The organism is uncultured Sneathiella sp. (assembly GCF_963973085.1).
Classification (GTDB): domain Bacteria; phylum Pseudomonadota; class Alphaproteobacteria; order Sneathiellales; family Sneathiellaceae; genus Sneathiella.
The window spans coordinates 91,797-106,932 of the sequence record NZ_CAXAXA010000005.1 but is presented as its reverse complement, the minus strand read 5'-3'; the positions used below and the strand labels follow the sequence as shown (position 1 = coordinate 106,932).

Genomic DNA, 15,136 nt, shown 5'->3' with positions numbered 1-15,136 from the left:
TCGTCGCTCCTATATGCTGACGTGGCGCAACTGCTAAACTTAAGGAAAATCGAGAATGGTTGATGTCATCGACACCTATATGAATAATCTGGTTCCAATGGTCGTGGAGCAGACAGCTCGCGGAGAGCGGTCTTACGATATTTTCTCACGTCTTCTGAAGGAACGGATTATTTTTGTCACCGGACAGGTTCAGGATGGCATGGCGGGGCTGATTACAGCGCAGCTTCTGTTTCTGGAAGCGGAAAACCCGAAAAAGCCGATCTATATGTATATCAACTCTCCGGGGGGCGTGGTTACGTCTGGCCTGGCAATCTATGATACGATGCAATATATCAAGCCGGACATTGCGACGGTTTGTATCGGTCAGGCAGCGTCCATGGGCTCATTCCTGCTGACAGCCGGGACCAAGGGCAAGCGCTACAGCCTTCCCAATGCCCGTATTATGATCCATCAGCCGTCAGGTGGTGCGCAAGGACAGGCGACGGATATCGAAATCCAGGCTCGTGAAATCCTGAAAGTCCGGGCGCGGCTGAACAAGCTCTATGTCGAGCATACAGGGCAGCCGCTCGATGTGATTGAAGCCGCGGTGGAGCGGGATAACTTCATGACTGCCGAAGAGGCAAAAGAGTTTGGCCTCGTCGATGAAGTTGTTGTTAAACGTCCCAGCCTGGATGATGAGGACGATAAGAAGTCCAAATAAGCCAGTTTTTGCGCAGGCGGGTATATAATTTTTCGTAAAGCAGGCGGTTTTGACGTCCTGTTAACGGAAAGTTGAGTCAAATTCCGTATTATGCAGGTTCGGGACAATCATGGCGTTTCGCATTCCGTGATTTCGCCAAGGTAAACATTATTGTTGTCGCCCGCGACGACGACGGCTAATATGCAAAGTCGAACGGACTATTGGAGTATTTATGACCAAATTAAGTGGTGGAGATTCGAAAAATACCCTGTACTGCTCCTTCTGCGGCAAAAGCCAGCATGAGGTCAGAAAGCTGATCGCGGGACCAACAGTGTTCATTTGCGATGAGTGTGTTGAGCTGTGCATGGATATCATTCGTGAAGAACACAAAAGCACCCTGGTAAAAACGAGCGATGGTGTTCCGACGCCAATGGAAATCTGCAAGGTTCTGGATGATTATGTGATCGGCCAGTTTCATGCGAAGCGGGTTCTTTCCGTCGCGGTCCATAACCATTACAAGCGGCTTCATCATAGCGGAAAGTCGGACGATGTGGAGCTTGCGAAATCCAATATCCTGCTGATCGGCCCGACGGGTTGCGGCAAGACGCTGCTGGCACAGACATTGGCGCGTATTCTGGACGTCCCCTTTACCATGGCCGACGCAACAACCCTGACTGAGGCCGGCTACGTTGGTGAGGATGTAGAGAATATCATCCTCAAACTATTGCAATCTGCTGATTATAATGTTGAGCGGGCGCAGCGCGGTATTGTCTATATTGACGAGGTCGACAAGATCAGCCGTAAATCCGACAATCCGTCGATTACCCGGGATGTATCGGGTGAGGGCGTTCAGCAGGCATTGTTGAAGATTATGGAAGGAACCGTTGCCTCCGTTCCGCCGCAGGGGGGTCGCAAGCATCCGCAGCAGGAGTTCCTGCAAGTGGATACGACGAATATCCTGTTTATTTGCGGCGGCGCGTTTGCCGGACTGGACAAGATCATCGGTTCACGCGGCAAGGACACCTCAATCGGCTTCGGCGCTTCAGTGGAAGCGGAAGAGGATCGTAATGTCGGTGAAACATTGAAGGATGTCGAACCGGAAGATCTTTTGAAGTTCGGACTGATCCCGGAGTTTGTCGGGCGTTTGCCGGTTGTCGCGACGCTTGAAAACCTGGATGAAGAAGCGCTGATCGAGATTTTGACGACGCCCAAGAATGCGCTGGTCAAGCAGTATCAGCGGCTGTTCGATATGGAAGATGTCAATCTGACCTTCACGGAAGACGCCCTGTCGGCGATCTCGAAGAAGGCGATCGTCCGTAAAACAGGCGCCCGGGGCCTCCGGTCGATCATGGAAAATATCCTTCTGGATTCGATGTATGATCTTCCTTCGCTCGAAGGTGTGGAGGAAATCGTTATTAACGCCGAGGTGGTTGACGGTGGTACCCAACCGCTCCATATATATGCTGATCGACAGGACGCGACGAGTAGCGCGTAGTCCTGCCTTTAGGGGGAAGGACGTTTTCCTTCCCGCTCTTTTTTTTAGTCAGGACCAGCATATATTTCCCGCCCGTGCGGGCACTTCAAATCGCCGGTCCCAGAAGGCAACATGATGATTGATACACCCCGTACGCAGATTTTTCCGGTTCTCCCGCTCCGTGATATCGTCGTTTTCCCGCATATGATCGTGCCGCTGTTTGTTGGCCGCGACAAATCCGTGCGCGCGCTTGAGGACGTGATGAAGGACGACAAGCAGATCCTTCTTGTGGCGCAGAAGAATGCGAGCCAGGACGACCCGGGGGAGGATGACATTCATCGTGTCGGAACCATTGCTTCCGTTCTGCAGTTGCTGAAGCTCCCTGATGGGACGGTAAAGGTCCTGGTTGAAGGCGGCGAGCGTGCGCGGATTGATGAGTTTCTCTCGAACCCGGATTTTTTCCAGGCCCATGCCGAAATTATGGAAGAGAAGGACGCTGATACGCCGGAGCTTGAGGCGCTGGCCCGTTCTGTAATTTCCCAGTTCGAGCAATATGTGAAGCTCAACCGCAAGATCCCACCGGAAGTGCTTGTCTCGCTTAACCAGATTGACGAGCCGTCTAAGCTTGCAGATACAATGGCATCGCATATGGCGTTGAAGATTTCAGAGAAGCAGGAACTGCTGGAAATTGAATCGGCAGCCGAACGGCTGGAACGGGTCTATGCGCTGATGGAAGACGAAATCGGTGTTCTGCAGGTTGAGAAGAAAATCCGTAGCCGGGTCAAACGCCAGATGGAGAAGACCCAGCGCGAATATTATCTCAACGAACAGATGAAGGCGATCCAGAAGGAGCTTGGAGAAGGCGAAGATGGCCGCGATGAACTGACGGAGCTTGAAGAGAAAATTGCCAAGACAAAGCTGACGAAGGAAGCGCTCGAAAAATGTAATCAGGAGATGAAGAAACTCCGGAACATGAGCCCGATGTCAGCAGAGGCGACAGTTGTCCGCAATTACCTCGACTGGATCACCAGCCTGCCTTGGAACAAGCGGACCCGCGTCAAGAAGGATCTTGTGCGCGCCGAAAAAATCCTGAACGATGACCATTACGGGCTGGAAAAGGTCAAGGAACGCATCCTTGAATATCTTGCCGTGCAGCAGCGGATGAAGAAAATCCGTGGCTCGATCCTTTGTCTTGTTGGTCCTCCCGGCGTGGGTAAAACTTCGCTCGGTAAATCTGTTGCGAGAGCGACAGGCCGTAATTTTGTCCGCGTGGCTCTTGGGGGCGTGCGGGACGAAGCGGAAATTCGCGGTCATCGGCGGACCTATATCGGCTCGATGCCGGGTAAGGTCATCCAGTCGATGAAAAAGGCGAAATCCAGCAACCCGCTTTTCCTTTTCGATGAGATTGACAAACTGGGGAATGACTTCCGTGGCGATCCGTCTTCGGCGCTGCTTGAAGTGCTCGATCCGGAACAGAACACAACATTTGCCGACCATTATCTCGAGGTCGAGTTCGACTTGTCCGAAGTAATGTTTATTTGTACGGCAAACTCTCTCAACATGCCGGGGCCGCTGCGCGATCGTATGGAGATCATCCATCTTTCGGGGTATACCGAAGATGAGAAGGTGGAGATTGCCAAGCGCCATCTCGTTGAAAAACAGATGAAAGCCCATGGCCTGAAGAAGACCGAATGGTCGATTACCGACGATGCGATCCGCGATCTTATCCGCTACTACGCCCGCGAAGCCGGCGTGCGTAACCTGGAGCGGGAAATCGCGAAACTGTGCCGGAAATCGATCAAGGAGATCATTACCGATGGCGTCAAGTCAGTCGCCATTACGTCTGATAATCTTAAAGACTACTCCGGTGTCCGGAAGTATCGCTTCGGCGAGGTAGAGGAAACGGATCAGGTCGGCCTGACGACGGGACTTGCCTGGACCGAAGTTGGCGGCGAACTGCTGACGATCGAAGCGGTCAAGCTTTACGGCAAGGGCCGGATGCAGATTACCGGTAAACTTGGTGATGTGATGCAGGAATCCGTACAGGCTGCAAAAAGCTTTGTGCAGTCGCGCTGTCTGGAGATGGGCGTGAAGCCAACAGATTTTGACAAGCATGATATTCATGTCCATGTGCCGGAAGGGGCGACCCCGAAAGATGGCCCGTCCGCCGGTGTGGCAATGGTCACATCGATTATCTCGGTCCTGACAAACATTCCGGTGAGCAAGGACCTCGCCATGACCGGAGAGGTTACCCTGCGTGGGCGGGTGCTGCCGATTGGCGGCCTGAAGGAGAAACTACTTGCTGCCCTACGAGGCGGCATCAAAACAGTTCTGATCCCGAAAGATAATGAAAAGGATTTGGCGGAAATTCCTGACAATGTAAAAGCGGGTCTCAAGATTATTCCGGTTTCGGAGGTTTCAGAGGTGTTGAAACATGCTCTGACAAAACCGCTTGTGCCCTTGAACTGGAGCGAGGAAGAACTGGCGAAAGAGCTTGCCGGGGCGTCGGCTCAGCGAAAAGTTGAGGATGGGGTAACAACCCACTGACTTTAATCAAAAACCGGGTCAAAACCGCAGAAAAGTTGGGGATATCTTGATTTTTCCCTTTGACCCGGCGCAACCGACAAACTAGTATGCGACCGTCTTAAACGAATTTATTGATAAGATATGTTCAAGTCTAAATTGAAGGGGGCTTATAGTGAATAAGAATGATCTCGTTGCCGCAGTTGCTGATATTTCAGGCCTGGGGAAAGCAGAAGCAGGGAAAAGTGTTGATGCGGTACTCGAAGCGGTTTCCAAAGCTTTAAGTGGCGGTGACGAAGTGCGCCTGGTCGGCTTTGGTACGTTCAGCGTCGCTGATCGCAAAGCCTCTGAAGGCCGCAATCCTCGCACTGGTGAAACCATCAAGATTCCGGCTTCTAAACAGCCGAAATTCAAAGCTGGTAAAGCTTTGAAAGATACGGTTAACAAGTAACACAAGCGGTTACGGTAAAATATGGAAGCCAGATCCAATTTTCTGGATCTGGCTTCATCTTTTTTACTTCCCATTGCCGGTGTTGATTGATATACACGGGCTCGCTTGAATATGGGTGATTAGCTCAGCTGGTTAGAGCATCTCGTTTACACCGAGAGGGTCGGGAGTTCGAATCTCTCATCACCCACCATATTCCCACAAACACTTCAATTTAATTCGCCGCTGTGCAAGCACCGGTATTCGCGATTGCTTTGGTATAATTCCCATGAAACGGCGGAATGATATTGCTGATTCCTGGTTTGCTTTTGATAAATGACGGTGCGATTTACTTGAGTGGATCGTGTGGTGATTTTTGAAAACTTGGGTATTTTTAAAAGCACAGTCAGAGCTCAAAAATTAATTCTGAAAATATGTTTATGCTGCTTGACAGCACCGTTTGGGTCCAATACAAAACAGCGTCCCTGCGGGGGTGTAGCTCAGTTGGTTAGAGCGCCGGCCTGTCACGCCGGAGGTCGCGGGTTCGAGCCCCGTCACTCCCGCCACTTTCCCCCAAATGATAATCGCTCGCAACTGACCTGTGTGAAATAATCGTGGGCACTCCAGTGGCTGCCGTGCATTTTCAATTAAGGCGGAATTTTGTTGCTAAATCGGTTTTCTTCCGTATAACCCGACACTATAATGCTGTATGTATTTGGTAGGAGGGATTGTCACCCGCCAGGCCAATCAAGGCCTGCCTCAGGGTGTCGGATTGTAATATTATGGAAGCCTTGCTTATAGAATATTTACCCATCCTGATTTTCTTGGGGTTGGCGGTCGGGTTGTCAGCGGTTATCGTGATTGCCTCGATGATTGTGGCGGCACAGCATCCAGATGCCGAGAAGCTCTCTCCCTATGAATGCGGCTTTGAGCCGTTTGATGATGCCCGTAATCAGTTTGATGTCCGGTTTTATCTGGTCGCCATTCTGTTCATTATTTTCGATCTTGAGGTGGCGTTTTTGTTCCCCTGGTCGATTTCCCTGGGCGGGGTGGGGCTGTATGGTTTCTGGTCCATGATAGTGTTCCTTGGCATCCTTACGATCGGCTTTATTTATGAATGGAAGAAGGGAGCTCTGGAATGGGAGTAAGTTCTGAACCGGTCGGTGTGGAACCTCGTCCCGGTGCACAAGATCAAGATTCATTCTTTCGCGAGATCGGCAATGAGCTGGACGACAAGGGATTTGTCGTCACCCAGGTCGACAAACTGGCGAATTGGGCCCGGACTGGCTCACTGTGGCCGATGACGTTCGGTCTCGCCTGTTGTGCGGTGGAAATGATGCACGCTTGGCAACCCCGCTATGACATGGAGCGTCTGGGCGTTGTCCCGCGCGGATCGCCCCGTCAATCCGACGTAATGATCGTCGCGGGAACACTTACCAATAAGATGGCACCAGCACTCCGCAAGGTTTATGACCAGATGGCGGAGCCGCGCTATGTGATTTCAATGGGGTCCTGCGCCAATGGCGGGGGATATTATCACTATTCCTATTCCGTTGTTCGCGGATGCGACCGGATCGTCCCTGTCGATATTTATGTGCCTGGATGCCCGCCGACGGCGGAAGCGTTGATTTACGGCGTGTTTCAGCTGCAGAAGAAAATTCGTCGCACCGGAACATTTTTGCGCTAATCGGAAGGGATCGTCAGTAACATGAATGAAGCGCTTGAAGAGCTGGGCGAGTTAATCGCGGCCGAGAATTCCGCCGACGTCATTTCGACTAAGGTGGCGTTCGATGAGCTGATCGTCAATGTACGGGCGGAATCGATTGATAAGGTGATTGAATTCCTCCGCAATGATTCTAATTGCAAGTTTGAAGTTTTATGCGACGTTTGCGGTGTGGATTATCCGACACGTGCCAAACGCTTTGACGTCGTTTATAACTTGCTGAGCCTGCGCCATAACCAGCGTGTTATTGTGAAGGCGGAAACAGATGCCCGTACCCCGGTTCCTTCGGTAGTCGGTTTGTTTCCGGGCGCCAACTGGTTTGAACGGGAAGCCTGGGATATGTATGGAATCATGTTTTCGGGCCATCCGGATTTGCGCCGTATGCTGACCGACTATGGTTTCGAGGGACATCCGCTGCGCAAGGACTTTCCGCTGACCGGGTATGTCGAGTTGCGCTATAGCGAAGACGAGAAGCGCGTTGTCTATGAGCCGGTCAATCTGACGCAGGAGTTCCGCAAGTTCGACTTTGAAAGCCCCTGGGAAGGAGCCAAATATGTTTTGCCCGGTGATGAAAAAGCGGAAGGGCAGGGCTGATGGCTGAAATTCAGATCAAGAATTACACGCTGAACTTTGGACCCCAGCATCCGGCCGCCCATGGCGTGCTCCGTATGGTGATGGAGTTAGACGGTGAAGTTGTTGAGAGGATCGATCCGCATATCGGGCTTTTGCATCGTGGTACGGAAAAACTGATCGAGCATAAAACCTATATGCAGGCGATGCCCTATTTCGACCGGCTCGACTATGTCGCGGCAATGAGTCAGGAGCATGCCTTTGTTCTGGCGGCGGAAAAGCTACTGGGTTGCGAGGTGCCGTTACGCGCACAGTATATCCGCGTCCTGTTTTCAGAAATCTCCCGCGTTCTCAACCACATCATGAATGTCTGCGCGCAGGCCATGGATGTCGGAGCAACGACGCCGATGCTCTGGGGCTTTGTTGAGCGGGAAACGCTGATGGAGTTTTATGAGCGGGCAAGCGGTGCGCGCATGCATGCGGCCTATTTCCGGGTTGGTGGTGTTCATCAGGATATTCCGGAAAAGCTGGAAGAAGATATTCGCACCTTCATCAAGCAGTTCCCGTCCATTCTGGATGATATCGAAGCCCTCCTGACTGAGAACCGTATTTTCAAGCAGCGGAATGTGGATATCGGGGTTGTTTCGCAAGAGGATGCGATGGCCTGGGGGTTTTCTGGCGTGATGTTGCGCTCCACCGGTCTCGCATGGGATTTGCGAAAAAGCCAGCCCTATGATGTCTATGGCAAGATGGATTTCGATATTCCGGTGGGCCTGAATGGCGATTGTTTTGACCGTTACCTGATGCGGATGGAGGAAATGCGCCAGTCCTTGCGGATTATGGAACAGTGCCTCGATCAGATGAAGCCGGGCCCTGTGCTCTCAACGGATCCGAAAGTGGCGCCGCCGCGCCGCGCGAACATGAAAACGTCGATGGAAGCCTTGATCAATCACTTCAAGCATTATACCGAAGGGGTCAAGGTGCCGGAAGGCGAGACCTATACGGCGGTGGAAGCGCCCAAGGGTGAATTTGGTGTCTATCTGGTGTCGGACGGGTCGAACAAGCCCTATCGCTGCAAGATCAGGGCGCCGGGATTTGCTCATCTGCAGGGGATGGATTTCCTGACCAAGGGGCATATGCTGGCCGATGCGTCCGCAATTTTGGGAAGTTTGGATATCGTATTTGGTGAGGTGGATCGGTGAGTCAGGTCATTGAAACGGGCAAGGCGTTCGAGTTCACGCCCGAGAATGTGAAAAAGGCGAAGGTCTTTATCGCCAGGTATCCGAAGGGACGCCAGCAGAGCGCGGTGATGCCGCTGCTTGATCTGGCGCAGCGCCAGAACGAAAACTGGCTCTCCAGAGAAGCATTGGAATATGTCGGGCGGTTTCTGGATGTGCCGTATATGCGGGTGCTGGAGGTCGCGACGTTTTATACGATGTATAACCTGAAGCCGGTCGGGAAATATTTCCTCCAGCTTTGCCGGACGACACCCTGCTGGTTGCGCGGGAGTGATGACCTGGAAGCAGTCTGTAAGAATAAACTTGGCATCGCTAATGGCGAAACGACAGAGGATGGCATGTTCAGCTTGCTGGAGGTCGAATGTCTTGGCGCCTGCGTCAATGCACCTGTGGTACAGATTAACGACGATTTCTATGAAGACCTGAATGCTGAAAATTTCGAGGCTGTTCTCGATAAGCTCGCCAATGGGGAAGATGCGCCCAAGGGACCGCAGATAGACCGGATCAATTCCGCACCAGAAGGTGGCCCGAAAACATTGCTGGAAAAGACGGGGGACGCCTGATGCTGAAAGATCAAGACAGGATTTTCACCAACCTTTACGGCATTCATGACTGGAAGCTTGCAGGCGCAAAATCCCGCGGTATCTGGGACAATACCAAGGCTCTTATCGAGATGGGACACGACGGCATCATTGATGCAGTCAAGGAAAGCGGCTTGCGTGGACGCGGGGGCGCAGGCTTCCCGACGGGATTAAAATGGTCGTTCATGCCCAAGGAATCCGATGGCCGCCCAAGCTATCTTGTGGTCAATGCCGACGAATCCGAGCCCGGCACCTGTAAGGATCGGGAAATTATGCGGTTCGATCCGCACCGACTTCTGGAAGGATGTCTGGTTGCCGGTTTCGCCATGCGCGCTATTGCGGCCTATATCTATATTCGCGGCGAGTTTGTGCAGGAAGCCATCAACCTCGAGATTGCCATTCAGGAAGCCTATGAGGATGGCCTGATTGGTAAGAATGCATCCGGATCCGGCTATGATTTCGATATCTATCTGCATCGCGGGGCCGGGGCTTATATCTGTGGTGAGGAGACGGCGCTTATTGAAAGCCTTGAGGGCAACAAGGGCCAACCGCGTCTGAAACCGCCGTTTCCGGCGAATGTCGGCGTCTGGGGCTGTCCGTCAACGGTCAATAATGTGGAGAGTATTGCGGTTGCACCGGAAATTCTTAGGCGCGGGGAAGGCTGGTTCTCCGGTCTTGGCCGCCCGAACAACACCGGAACCAAGCTTTTCTGTATTTCGGGGCATGTAGAAAAACCCTGCAATGTCGAAGAGGAAATGGGCATTCCGCTCAAGGAACTGATCGAGAAACATGCGGGCGGTGTTCGCGGTGGCTGGGATAACCTGCTGGCGATTATTCCCGGCGGATCTTCCGTGCCGCTGCTACCCAAGGAAACCTGCGATACGATGCTGATGGATTTCGACAGCCTGCGCGACGCCCAGAGCGGTCTTGGCACGGCGGCGGTCATCGTTATGGACAAATCGACGGATGTGATCCGCGCGATCGAGCGGTTGTCGCATTTCTACAAGCATGAAAGCTGCGGTCAATGTACGCCCTGCCGGGAGGGAACCGGCTGGATGTGGCGGGTGATGCAGCGTCTCGTCTCCGGGGAAGCGGAGATCGAGGAAATTGACATGCTGATCAATGTATCGAAACGGATTGAAGGTCATACCATCTGCGCCCTTGGCGACGCGGCGGCCTGGCCTATTCAAGGGCTGGTGCGGCATTTCCGCCCGGTCATCGAAGAACGTATTAAATCACGGAAAGCCGTTAAGGCCGCCTGAGGGTTGTCTTGAGCGGGGAGCGAAGTATGCCGACACTTACAGTAGATGGGACAGAAGTCACAGTCGATCCGGGAACAACGGTGCTTCAGGCCTGTGAAGAGGCGGGCGCGGAAATACCGCGTTTTTGCTATCATGAGCGACTGTCGATTGCCGGCAACTGCCGCATGTGTCTGGTGGAGATGGAGAAGGCACCGAAGCTGATCGCCTCCTGCGCCATGCCCGCGAGTGACGGTATGGTAATCCATACCAATACCCAGAAAGTGAAGGAAGGCCGGGAAGGAGCGATGGAGTTCCTTCTGATTAACCATCCGCTGGATTGCCCGATCTGCGATCAGGGCGGCGAGTGTGACTTGCAGGATCAGTCCATGGCCTATGGCTCCGGTAACAGCCGCTATCATGAAATGAAGCGTGCGGTCGCCGAAAAGAATATGGGGCCACTCATCAAGACAACCATGACCCGGTGCATTCATTGCACGCGCTGTGTGCGTTTTGCGACGGAAGTGGCAGGGGTCGAGGATCTGGGTGCGATTAATCGCGGCGAAAACATGGAAATCGCAACCTATCTGGAGCAGGCGTTGGATAGTGAATTGTCCGGCAATATCATCGATCTGTGCCCGGTCGGCGCCTTGACGTCGAAACCCTATGCTTTTGCCGCCCGTCCGTGGGAGCTTTCCAAGACCGAAAGCATTGATGCGCTGGATGCGGTCGGGGCAAATATCCGCGTGGACAATCGCGGCAAGGAAGTCATGCGAATTCTTCCGCGTCTGCATGAAGATGTGAACGAGGAATGGCTCTCGGACCGTTCCCGCTTTTCCTATGATGGATTGAAGGCGCAGCGGCTGGATACACCGTACCTCCGCAAGAACGGTAAGTTGGAGCCGGTTAGTTGGGGCGATGCGTTTGATGCGATTGCGGCGAAACTTGAGGGCGTTGCGGGAGAGAAAATCGGGGCGATAGCGGGCGATCTTGTGTGCGCAGAAAGCATGAAGGCCCTGAAAGACCTAATGGATTTGCTTGGCTCGCCGAATATTGACTGTCGTCAGGATGGCGCAGCGCTCCCTGGTGGAGTGCGGAGCGGGTATCTTTTTAACAGCACGATTGCTGGTATCGAAGAAGCGGACGCATTGCTGATTGTCGGCAGTAATCCGCGCCATGAGGCCGCCTTGATCAATGCCCGCATTCGCAAGCGCTGGAAAATGGGGAATTTCCCGATTGCGCTGGTGGGAGAACAGGTCGATCTTGGCTATGGCCATGAGTATCTGGGCGCTGGACCCGCGACGTTAGCAGATGTCGCAGTGGGCAAGCATTCGTTCGCCAAAATCCTGAAAAAAGCAAAGCGGCCGATGATTATCGTTGGGCAGGGCGCGCTCAGCCGGGCTGATGGCGCGGCAGTGCTCGCGCTTACCAAACAGATTGCGGATGATTTCGGTCTTGTCTCTGATGACTGGAACGGTTTCAACGTGCTCCATACAGCGGCGGCCCGCGTTGGCGGTCTGGATCTCGACCTAGTGCCAGCAGAGGGTGGTAAATCCGCTGTGGAAATGCTTGATGGATCGCTAGATGTGCTCTTCTTGCTGGGCGCGGACGAGATCGATACCTCGCGGCTTGAAAAAAGTTTTGTGATTTATCAGGGTAGTCATGGCGACGCGGGCGCGGCGGCGGCGGATGTGATCCTGCCAGGCGCAGCCTATACCGAGAAAGACGCTGTTTGGGTCAATACGGAAGGCCGTCCACAGCTGGGGCGGCGCGCGATCTTCCCGCCGGGCGACGCGCGTGAGGACTGGACAATCCTGCGGGCTCTGTCAGAAAAGATCGGCAAAACGTTGCCTTACAATACATTGGCCGAACTTCGGGCGGCGATGATTGAGGTAGCGCCTCATTTTGCCGATATCGATGTGGTGACACCGGCGCCCTGGGGTGATTTTGGGATGCAAGATACGACAGATGACAACGCTTTCGTCAATCCGATTACGGATTACTACCTAACCAATCCGATTTCACGGTCAAGCCGGATCATGGCGGAATGCAGTGCGACTTTCTCTAAGGTAAAGACTGAGGAGACCGGCACAAATGGTTGAGTTTTGGGATATTTATCTGCTCCCGGCACTGATTATTGTTGGCCAGATACTGCTGATTGTGGTGCCGTTGCTGGTGGCGGTTGCCTATCTGACGCTCTATGAGCGAAAGGTCATGGCGGTGATGCAGCTTCGCAAGGGACCGAACGTGGTGGGTCCGTTCGGTTTGTTGCAACCTCTTGCCGACGGCGCCAAGCTCTTCTTCAAGGAAACGGTAGTGCCGACCGGTGCCAACAAGGTCCTATTCTTGCTGGCCCCGATGCTCACCTTTATCCTGAGCCTGATTGCCTGGGCAGTCATCCCGTTTGATGAAGGGATGGTGCTGGCCAACATCAATGTAGGCTTGCTGTATCTTTTTGCGATTTCCTCCCTCGGTGTTTACGGGATTATTGTGGCGGGGTGGGCTTCCAACTCGCGCTATCCGTTTCTGGGTGCACTTCGTTCAGCGGCACAGATGGTTTCCTATGAAGTGTCGATCGGGTTCGTGATCGTGACGGTTCTCCTCTGCGCCGGGACAATGAACCTTTCCGGCATAGTTCTCTCGCAGAAGGGGAGCCTCGGCCTCTTGAACTGGTGGTTTGTCCCGCTGTTTCCGATGTTTATTATCTTCTTTGTCTCGATCCTGGCGGAGACCAATCGGCATCCATTCGATTTGCCGGAGGCGGAAGCGGAGCTGGTTGCGGGCTATCAGACAGAATATTCCTCGATGGCGTTTGCGCTCTTCTTCCTCGGTGAATATGCGAACATGATCCTGATGAGCGGCATTTGCACCGTTCTCTTTCTGGGGGGATGGCTGCCACCGGCGGACTGGGCGATCTTTACCTGGATTCCCGGGATCATCTGGTTCGGCATCAAGATTGCGGTATTGCTGTTCGTCTTTATCTGGGTGCGGGCAACACTGCCGCGGTATCGCTATGATCAGTTGATGCGGCTTGGTTGGAAAGTATTTCTGCCCTTCTCGCTGTTGTGGGTGGTGTTGACGGCCGGTTTCCTTGTCTATTTCGACATGATTCCGGCTTAGGAAGAAAACAATAGAATGATCTCCTTCCGTATGGGTAGGGGTACAAACGAGATAGTGAAAAGGCTGTTTGAATATGAGCTTTATCGATAAACAGGCACGCAGTCTGCTGTTGGCGGAAATCGTCACCGGTCTGGCGACGACCTTCCGCTATATGTTCAAGACAAAAGCGACCATCAACTATCCCTATGAAAAGGGCCCGCTCAGCCCGCGGTTTCGCGGGGAGCATGTGCTGCGCCGATATCCTAACGGGGAAGAGCGTTGCATCGCCTGTAAACTGTGCGAGGCGGCCTGCCCGGCGCTGGCGATTACGATCGAGTCCGAACCGCGTGACGACGGTAGTCGGCGAACCACACGTTATGACATCGATATGACCAAATGTATCTATTGCGGGTTCTGTCAGGAGGCCTGTCCGGTGGACGCCATTGTGCAAGGACCGAATTTCGAGTTCGCGACGGAAACCCGGGAAGAGCTTTTCTTTGACAAGAAAAAATTGCTCGATAACGGGGACCGCTGGGAGCAGGAAGTTGCCCAGAACCTGGTCGCTGACGCGCCCTACAGATAATCGAAAGTAACAAGTGACAGCTATGTGCAAGACGGAAAAGACGATAACGGGAAGAGGGGCGCGATGATTATCTCGACGATTGCTTTCTATCTTTTTGCGGCGATGACCATTGCCTCGGCCTTTATGGTGATCTCGGCGAAGAACCCGGTTCATTCAGTGCTTTACCTGATCCTGGCCTTCTTTAACTCGGCGGCACTGTTTGTGTTGTTGGGAGCGGAATACCTCGCGATGACTCTTATTGTCGTATATGTCGGCGCGGTTGCGGTGCTGTTCCTTTTCGTTGTCATGATGCTGGATATCAATTTCGTAGAACTTCGTCAGGGCTTCCTGCAGTATCTGCCGATCGGGGGATTGGTCGGGTTGATATTGCTGATTGAGCTGATCCTTGTGGTCAGCGGCTGGGCCCTGTCGCCTGACGCAATCAAGGTTGGGGCTGAGTCCGCGCCGGTTATGACGGGCCTAACCAATACGGAACAGCTCGGCCATGTGATCTATACAAAATATGCCTATCTGTTCCAGATTGCCGGCATGATCCTTCTGGTGGCGATGATCGGGGCGATTGTCCTGACCAACCGTCAGCGCGCCGGGGTACGTAAGCAGAATATCGCGAAACAGGTCTATCGTCGGCCTGAAGAGTCAATGGCCGTCCGTAAGGTTGAGCCCGGACAGGGTGTGTAAGGGGGAATTATGGAAATCGGTCTCGCACATTACCTGACAGTGTCCGCGATTTTGCTGACCCTCGGTATCTTCGGTATTTTTCTGAACCGGAAGAATGTCATTGTGATCCTGATGTCGGTGGAGTTGATGCTGCTGGCCGTCAATATCAACCTCGTCGCCTTTTCCGCCTATCTGGACAACCTTGTCGGACAGGTCTTCGCGCTGTTTATCCTGACGGTGGCGGCAGGTGAGGCGGCCATCGGGCTTGCCATTCTCGTCGTTTACTTCCGAAACCGCGGTACGATTGCGGTTGAGGACATTCATCACATGAAGGGTTAAGACAG

At 53.3% G+C, this 15,136-nt stretch carries 15 protein-coding genes and 2 tRNA genes; all 17 read left to right on the top strand.

The features are described 5' to 3' along the window. The first annotated feature begins 55 nt into the window (after positions 1 to 55). The 17 genes from clpP (at position 56) to nuoK (ending at position 15,131) form a co-directional block, all read left to right on the top strand. Complete coding sequence (gene clpP / locus AACZ19_RS13425; RefSeq protein ID WP_339634803.1) at positions 56 to 700, top strand: ATP-dependent Clp endopeptidase proteolytic subunit ClpP; 645 nt, start codon at positions 56 to 58, stop codon at positions 698 to 700. Positions 701 to 911: 211 nt separating this feature from the next. Continuing rightward, positions 912 to 2,174: an ATP-dependent Clp protease ATP-binding subunit ClpX gene (gene clpX, locus AACZ19_RS13420; RefSeq protein ID WP_339634801.1), complete on the top strand. Its 1,263-nt coding sequence runs from the start codon at positions 912 to 914 to the stop codon at positions 2,172 to 2,174. A 114-nt stretch (positions 2,175 to 2,288) separates the two neighbouring features. After that, positions 2,289 to 4,700 (top strand): endopeptidase La, encoded by a 2,412-nt coding sequence (gene lon, locus AACZ19_RS13415; protein WP_339634799.1) that lies wholly within the window; start codon positions 2,289 to 2,291, stop codon positions 4,698 to 4,700. 151 nt (positions 4,701 to 4,851) lie between these two features. Then, positions 4,852 to 5,127 (top strand): HU family DNA-binding protein, encoded by a 276-nt coding sequence (locus AACZ19_RS13410; RefSeq protein ID WP_339634797.1) that lies wholly within the window; start codon positions 4,852 to 4,854, stop codon positions 5,125 to 5,127. Positions 5,128 to 5,240: 113 nt separating this feature from the next. Continuing rightward, positions 5,241 to 5,317 (top strand) — tRNA-Val (locus tag AACZ19_RS13405). A 275-nt stretch (positions 5,318 to 5,592) separates the two neighbouring features. Then, positions 5,593 to 5,669 (top strand) — tRNA-Asp (locus AACZ19_RS13400). 216 nt (positions 5,670 to 5,885) lie between these two features. After that, positions 5,886 to 6,251 (top strand): NADH-quinone oxidoreductase subunit A, encoded by a 366-nt coding sequence (locus AACZ19_RS13395; RefSeq protein WP_339634795.1) that lies wholly within the window; start codon positions 5,886 to 5,888, stop codon positions 6,249 to 6,251. Continuing rightward, positions 6,242 to 6,790: an NADH-quinone oxidoreductase subunit B family protein gene (locus AACZ19_RS13390; protein WP_339634793.1), complete on the top strand. Its 549-nt coding sequence runs from the start codon at positions 6,242 to 6,244 to the stop codon at positions 6,788 to 6,790. The genes AACZ19_RS13395 and AACZ19_RS13390 overlap by 10 nt, the downstream gene beginning before the upstream one ends. 21 nt (positions 6,791 to 6,811) lie before the next feature. Continuing rightward, on the top strand, positions 6,812 to 7,420 hold the full coding sequence (locus AACZ19_RS13385; protein WP_339634791.1) for an NADH-quinone oxidoreductase subunit C: 609 nt from the start codon (positions 6,812 to 6,814) through the stop codon (positions 7,418 to 7,420). Next, positions 7,420 to 8,598 (top strand): NADH-quinone oxidoreductase subunit D, encoded by a 1,179-nt coding sequence (locus AACZ19_RS13380; RefSeq protein WP_339634788.1) that lies wholly within the window; start codon positions 7,420 to 7,422, stop codon positions 8,596 to 8,598. The genes AACZ19_RS13385 and AACZ19_RS13380 overlap by 1 nt, the downstream gene beginning before the upstream one ends. Next, the gene (gene nuoE / locus AACZ19_RS13375) at positions 8,595 to 9,197 is read left to right on the top strand and encodes an NADH-quinone oxidoreductase subunit NuoE (protein WP_339634786.1); all 603 of its coding nucleotides are present in this window, start codon (positions 8,595 to 8,597) and stop codon (positions 9,195 to 9,197) included. The genes AACZ19_RS13380 and nuoE overlap by 4 nt, the downstream gene beginning before the upstream one ends. Continuing rightward, positions 9,197 to 10,477 (top strand): NADH-quinone oxidoreductase subunit NuoF, encoded by a 1,281-nt coding sequence (gene nuoF / locus AACZ19_RS13370; RefSeq protein ID WP_339634784.1) that lies wholly within the window; start codon positions 9,197 to 9,199, stop codon positions 10,475 to 10,477. Before nuoE ends, nuoF begins: the two co-directional genes overlap by 1 nt. Positions 10,478 to 10,503: 26 nt before the next feature. Further along, positions 10,504 to 12,555 carry an NADH-quinone oxidoreductase subunit NuoG gene (gene nuoG / locus AACZ19_RS13365; protein WP_339634782.1) on the top strand — a complete coding sequence of 684 codons (2,052 nt, stop codon included), beginning with the start codon at positions 10,504 to 10,506 and terminating at the stop codon, positions 12,553 to 12,555. Next, entirely contained in the window at positions 12,548 to 13,573 is a 1,026-nt protein-coding gene (gene nuoH, locus AACZ19_RS13360) for an NADH-quinone oxidoreductase subunit NuoH (protein ID WP_339634781.1), read from the top strand. Before nuoG ends, nuoH begins: the two co-directional genes overlap by 8 nt. Before the next feature lie 73 nt (positions 13,574 to 13,646). Next, entirely contained in the window at positions 13,647 to 14,135 is a 489-nt protein-coding gene (gene nuoI / locus AACZ19_RS13355; protein WP_339634780.1) for an NADH-quinone oxidoreductase subunit NuoI, read from the top strand. Between the two features lie 24 nt (positions 14,136 to 14,159). Continuing rightward, positions 14,160 to 14,813, top strand: coding sequence for an NADH-quinone oxidoreductase subunit J (locus AACZ19_RS13350; protein ID WP_339634778.1), 654 nt, complete (start codon positions 14,160 to 14,162; stop codon positions 14,811 to 14,813). Between the two features lie 9 nt (positions 14,814 to 14,822). Next, positions 14,823 to 15,131: an NADH-quinone oxidoreductase subunit NuoK gene (nuoK, locus tag AACZ19_RS13345; RefSeq protein ID WP_339634776.1), complete on the top strand. Its 309-nt coding sequence runs from the start codon at positions 14,823 to 14,825 to the stop codon at positions 15,129 to 15,131. Positions 15,132 to 15,136: the final 5 nt, after the last annotated feature.

Bases quoted from the DNA above. Each gene is read 5' to 3' on its own strand.
- clpP (WP_339634803.1), top strand. From the start codon at position 56: ATGGTTGATGTCATCGACACCTATATGAATAATCTGGTTCCAATGGTC.
- clpX (WP_339634801.1), top strand. From the start codon at position 912: ATGACCAAATTAAGTGGTGGAGATTCGAAAAATACCCTGTACTGCTCC.
- lon (WP_339634799.1), top strand. From the start codon at position 2,289: ATGATTGATACACCCCGTACGCAGATTTTTCCGGTTCTCCCGCTCCGT.
- AACZ19_RS13395 (WP_339634795.1), top strand. From the start codon at position 5,886: ATGGAAGCCTTGCTTATAGAATATTTACCCATCCTGATTTTCTTGGGG.
- AACZ19_RS13390 (WP_339634793.1), top strand. From the start codon at position 6,242: ATGGGAGTAAGTTCTGAACCGGTCGGTGTGGAACCTCGTCCCGGTGCA.
- AACZ19_RS13385 (WP_339634791.1), top strand. From the start codon at position 6,812: ATGAATGAAGCGCTTGAAGAGCTGGGCGAGTTAATCGCGGCCGAGAAT.
- AACZ19_RS13380 (WP_339634788.1), top strand. From the start codon at position 7,420: ATGGCTGAAATTCAGATCAAGAATTACACGCTGAACTTTGGACCCCAG.
- nuoF (WP_339634784.1), top strand. From the start codon at position 9,197: ATGCTGAAAGATCAAGACAGGATTTTCACCAACCTTTACGGCATTCAT.
- nuoG (WP_339634782.1), top strand. From the start codon at position 10,504: ATGCCGACACTTACAGTAGATGGGACAGAAGTCACAGTCGATCCGGGA.
- nuoH (WP_339634781.1), top strand. From the start codon at position 12,548: ATGGTTGAGTTTTGGGATATTTATCTGCTCCCGGCACTGATTATTGTT.
- nuoI (WP_339634780.1), top strand. From the start codon at position 13,647: ATGAGCTTTATCGATAAACAGGCACGCAGTCTGCTGTTGGCGGAAATC.
- nuoK (WP_339634776.1), top strand. From the start codon at position 14,823: ATGGAAATCGGTCTCGCACATTACCTGACAGTGTCCGCGATTTTGCTG.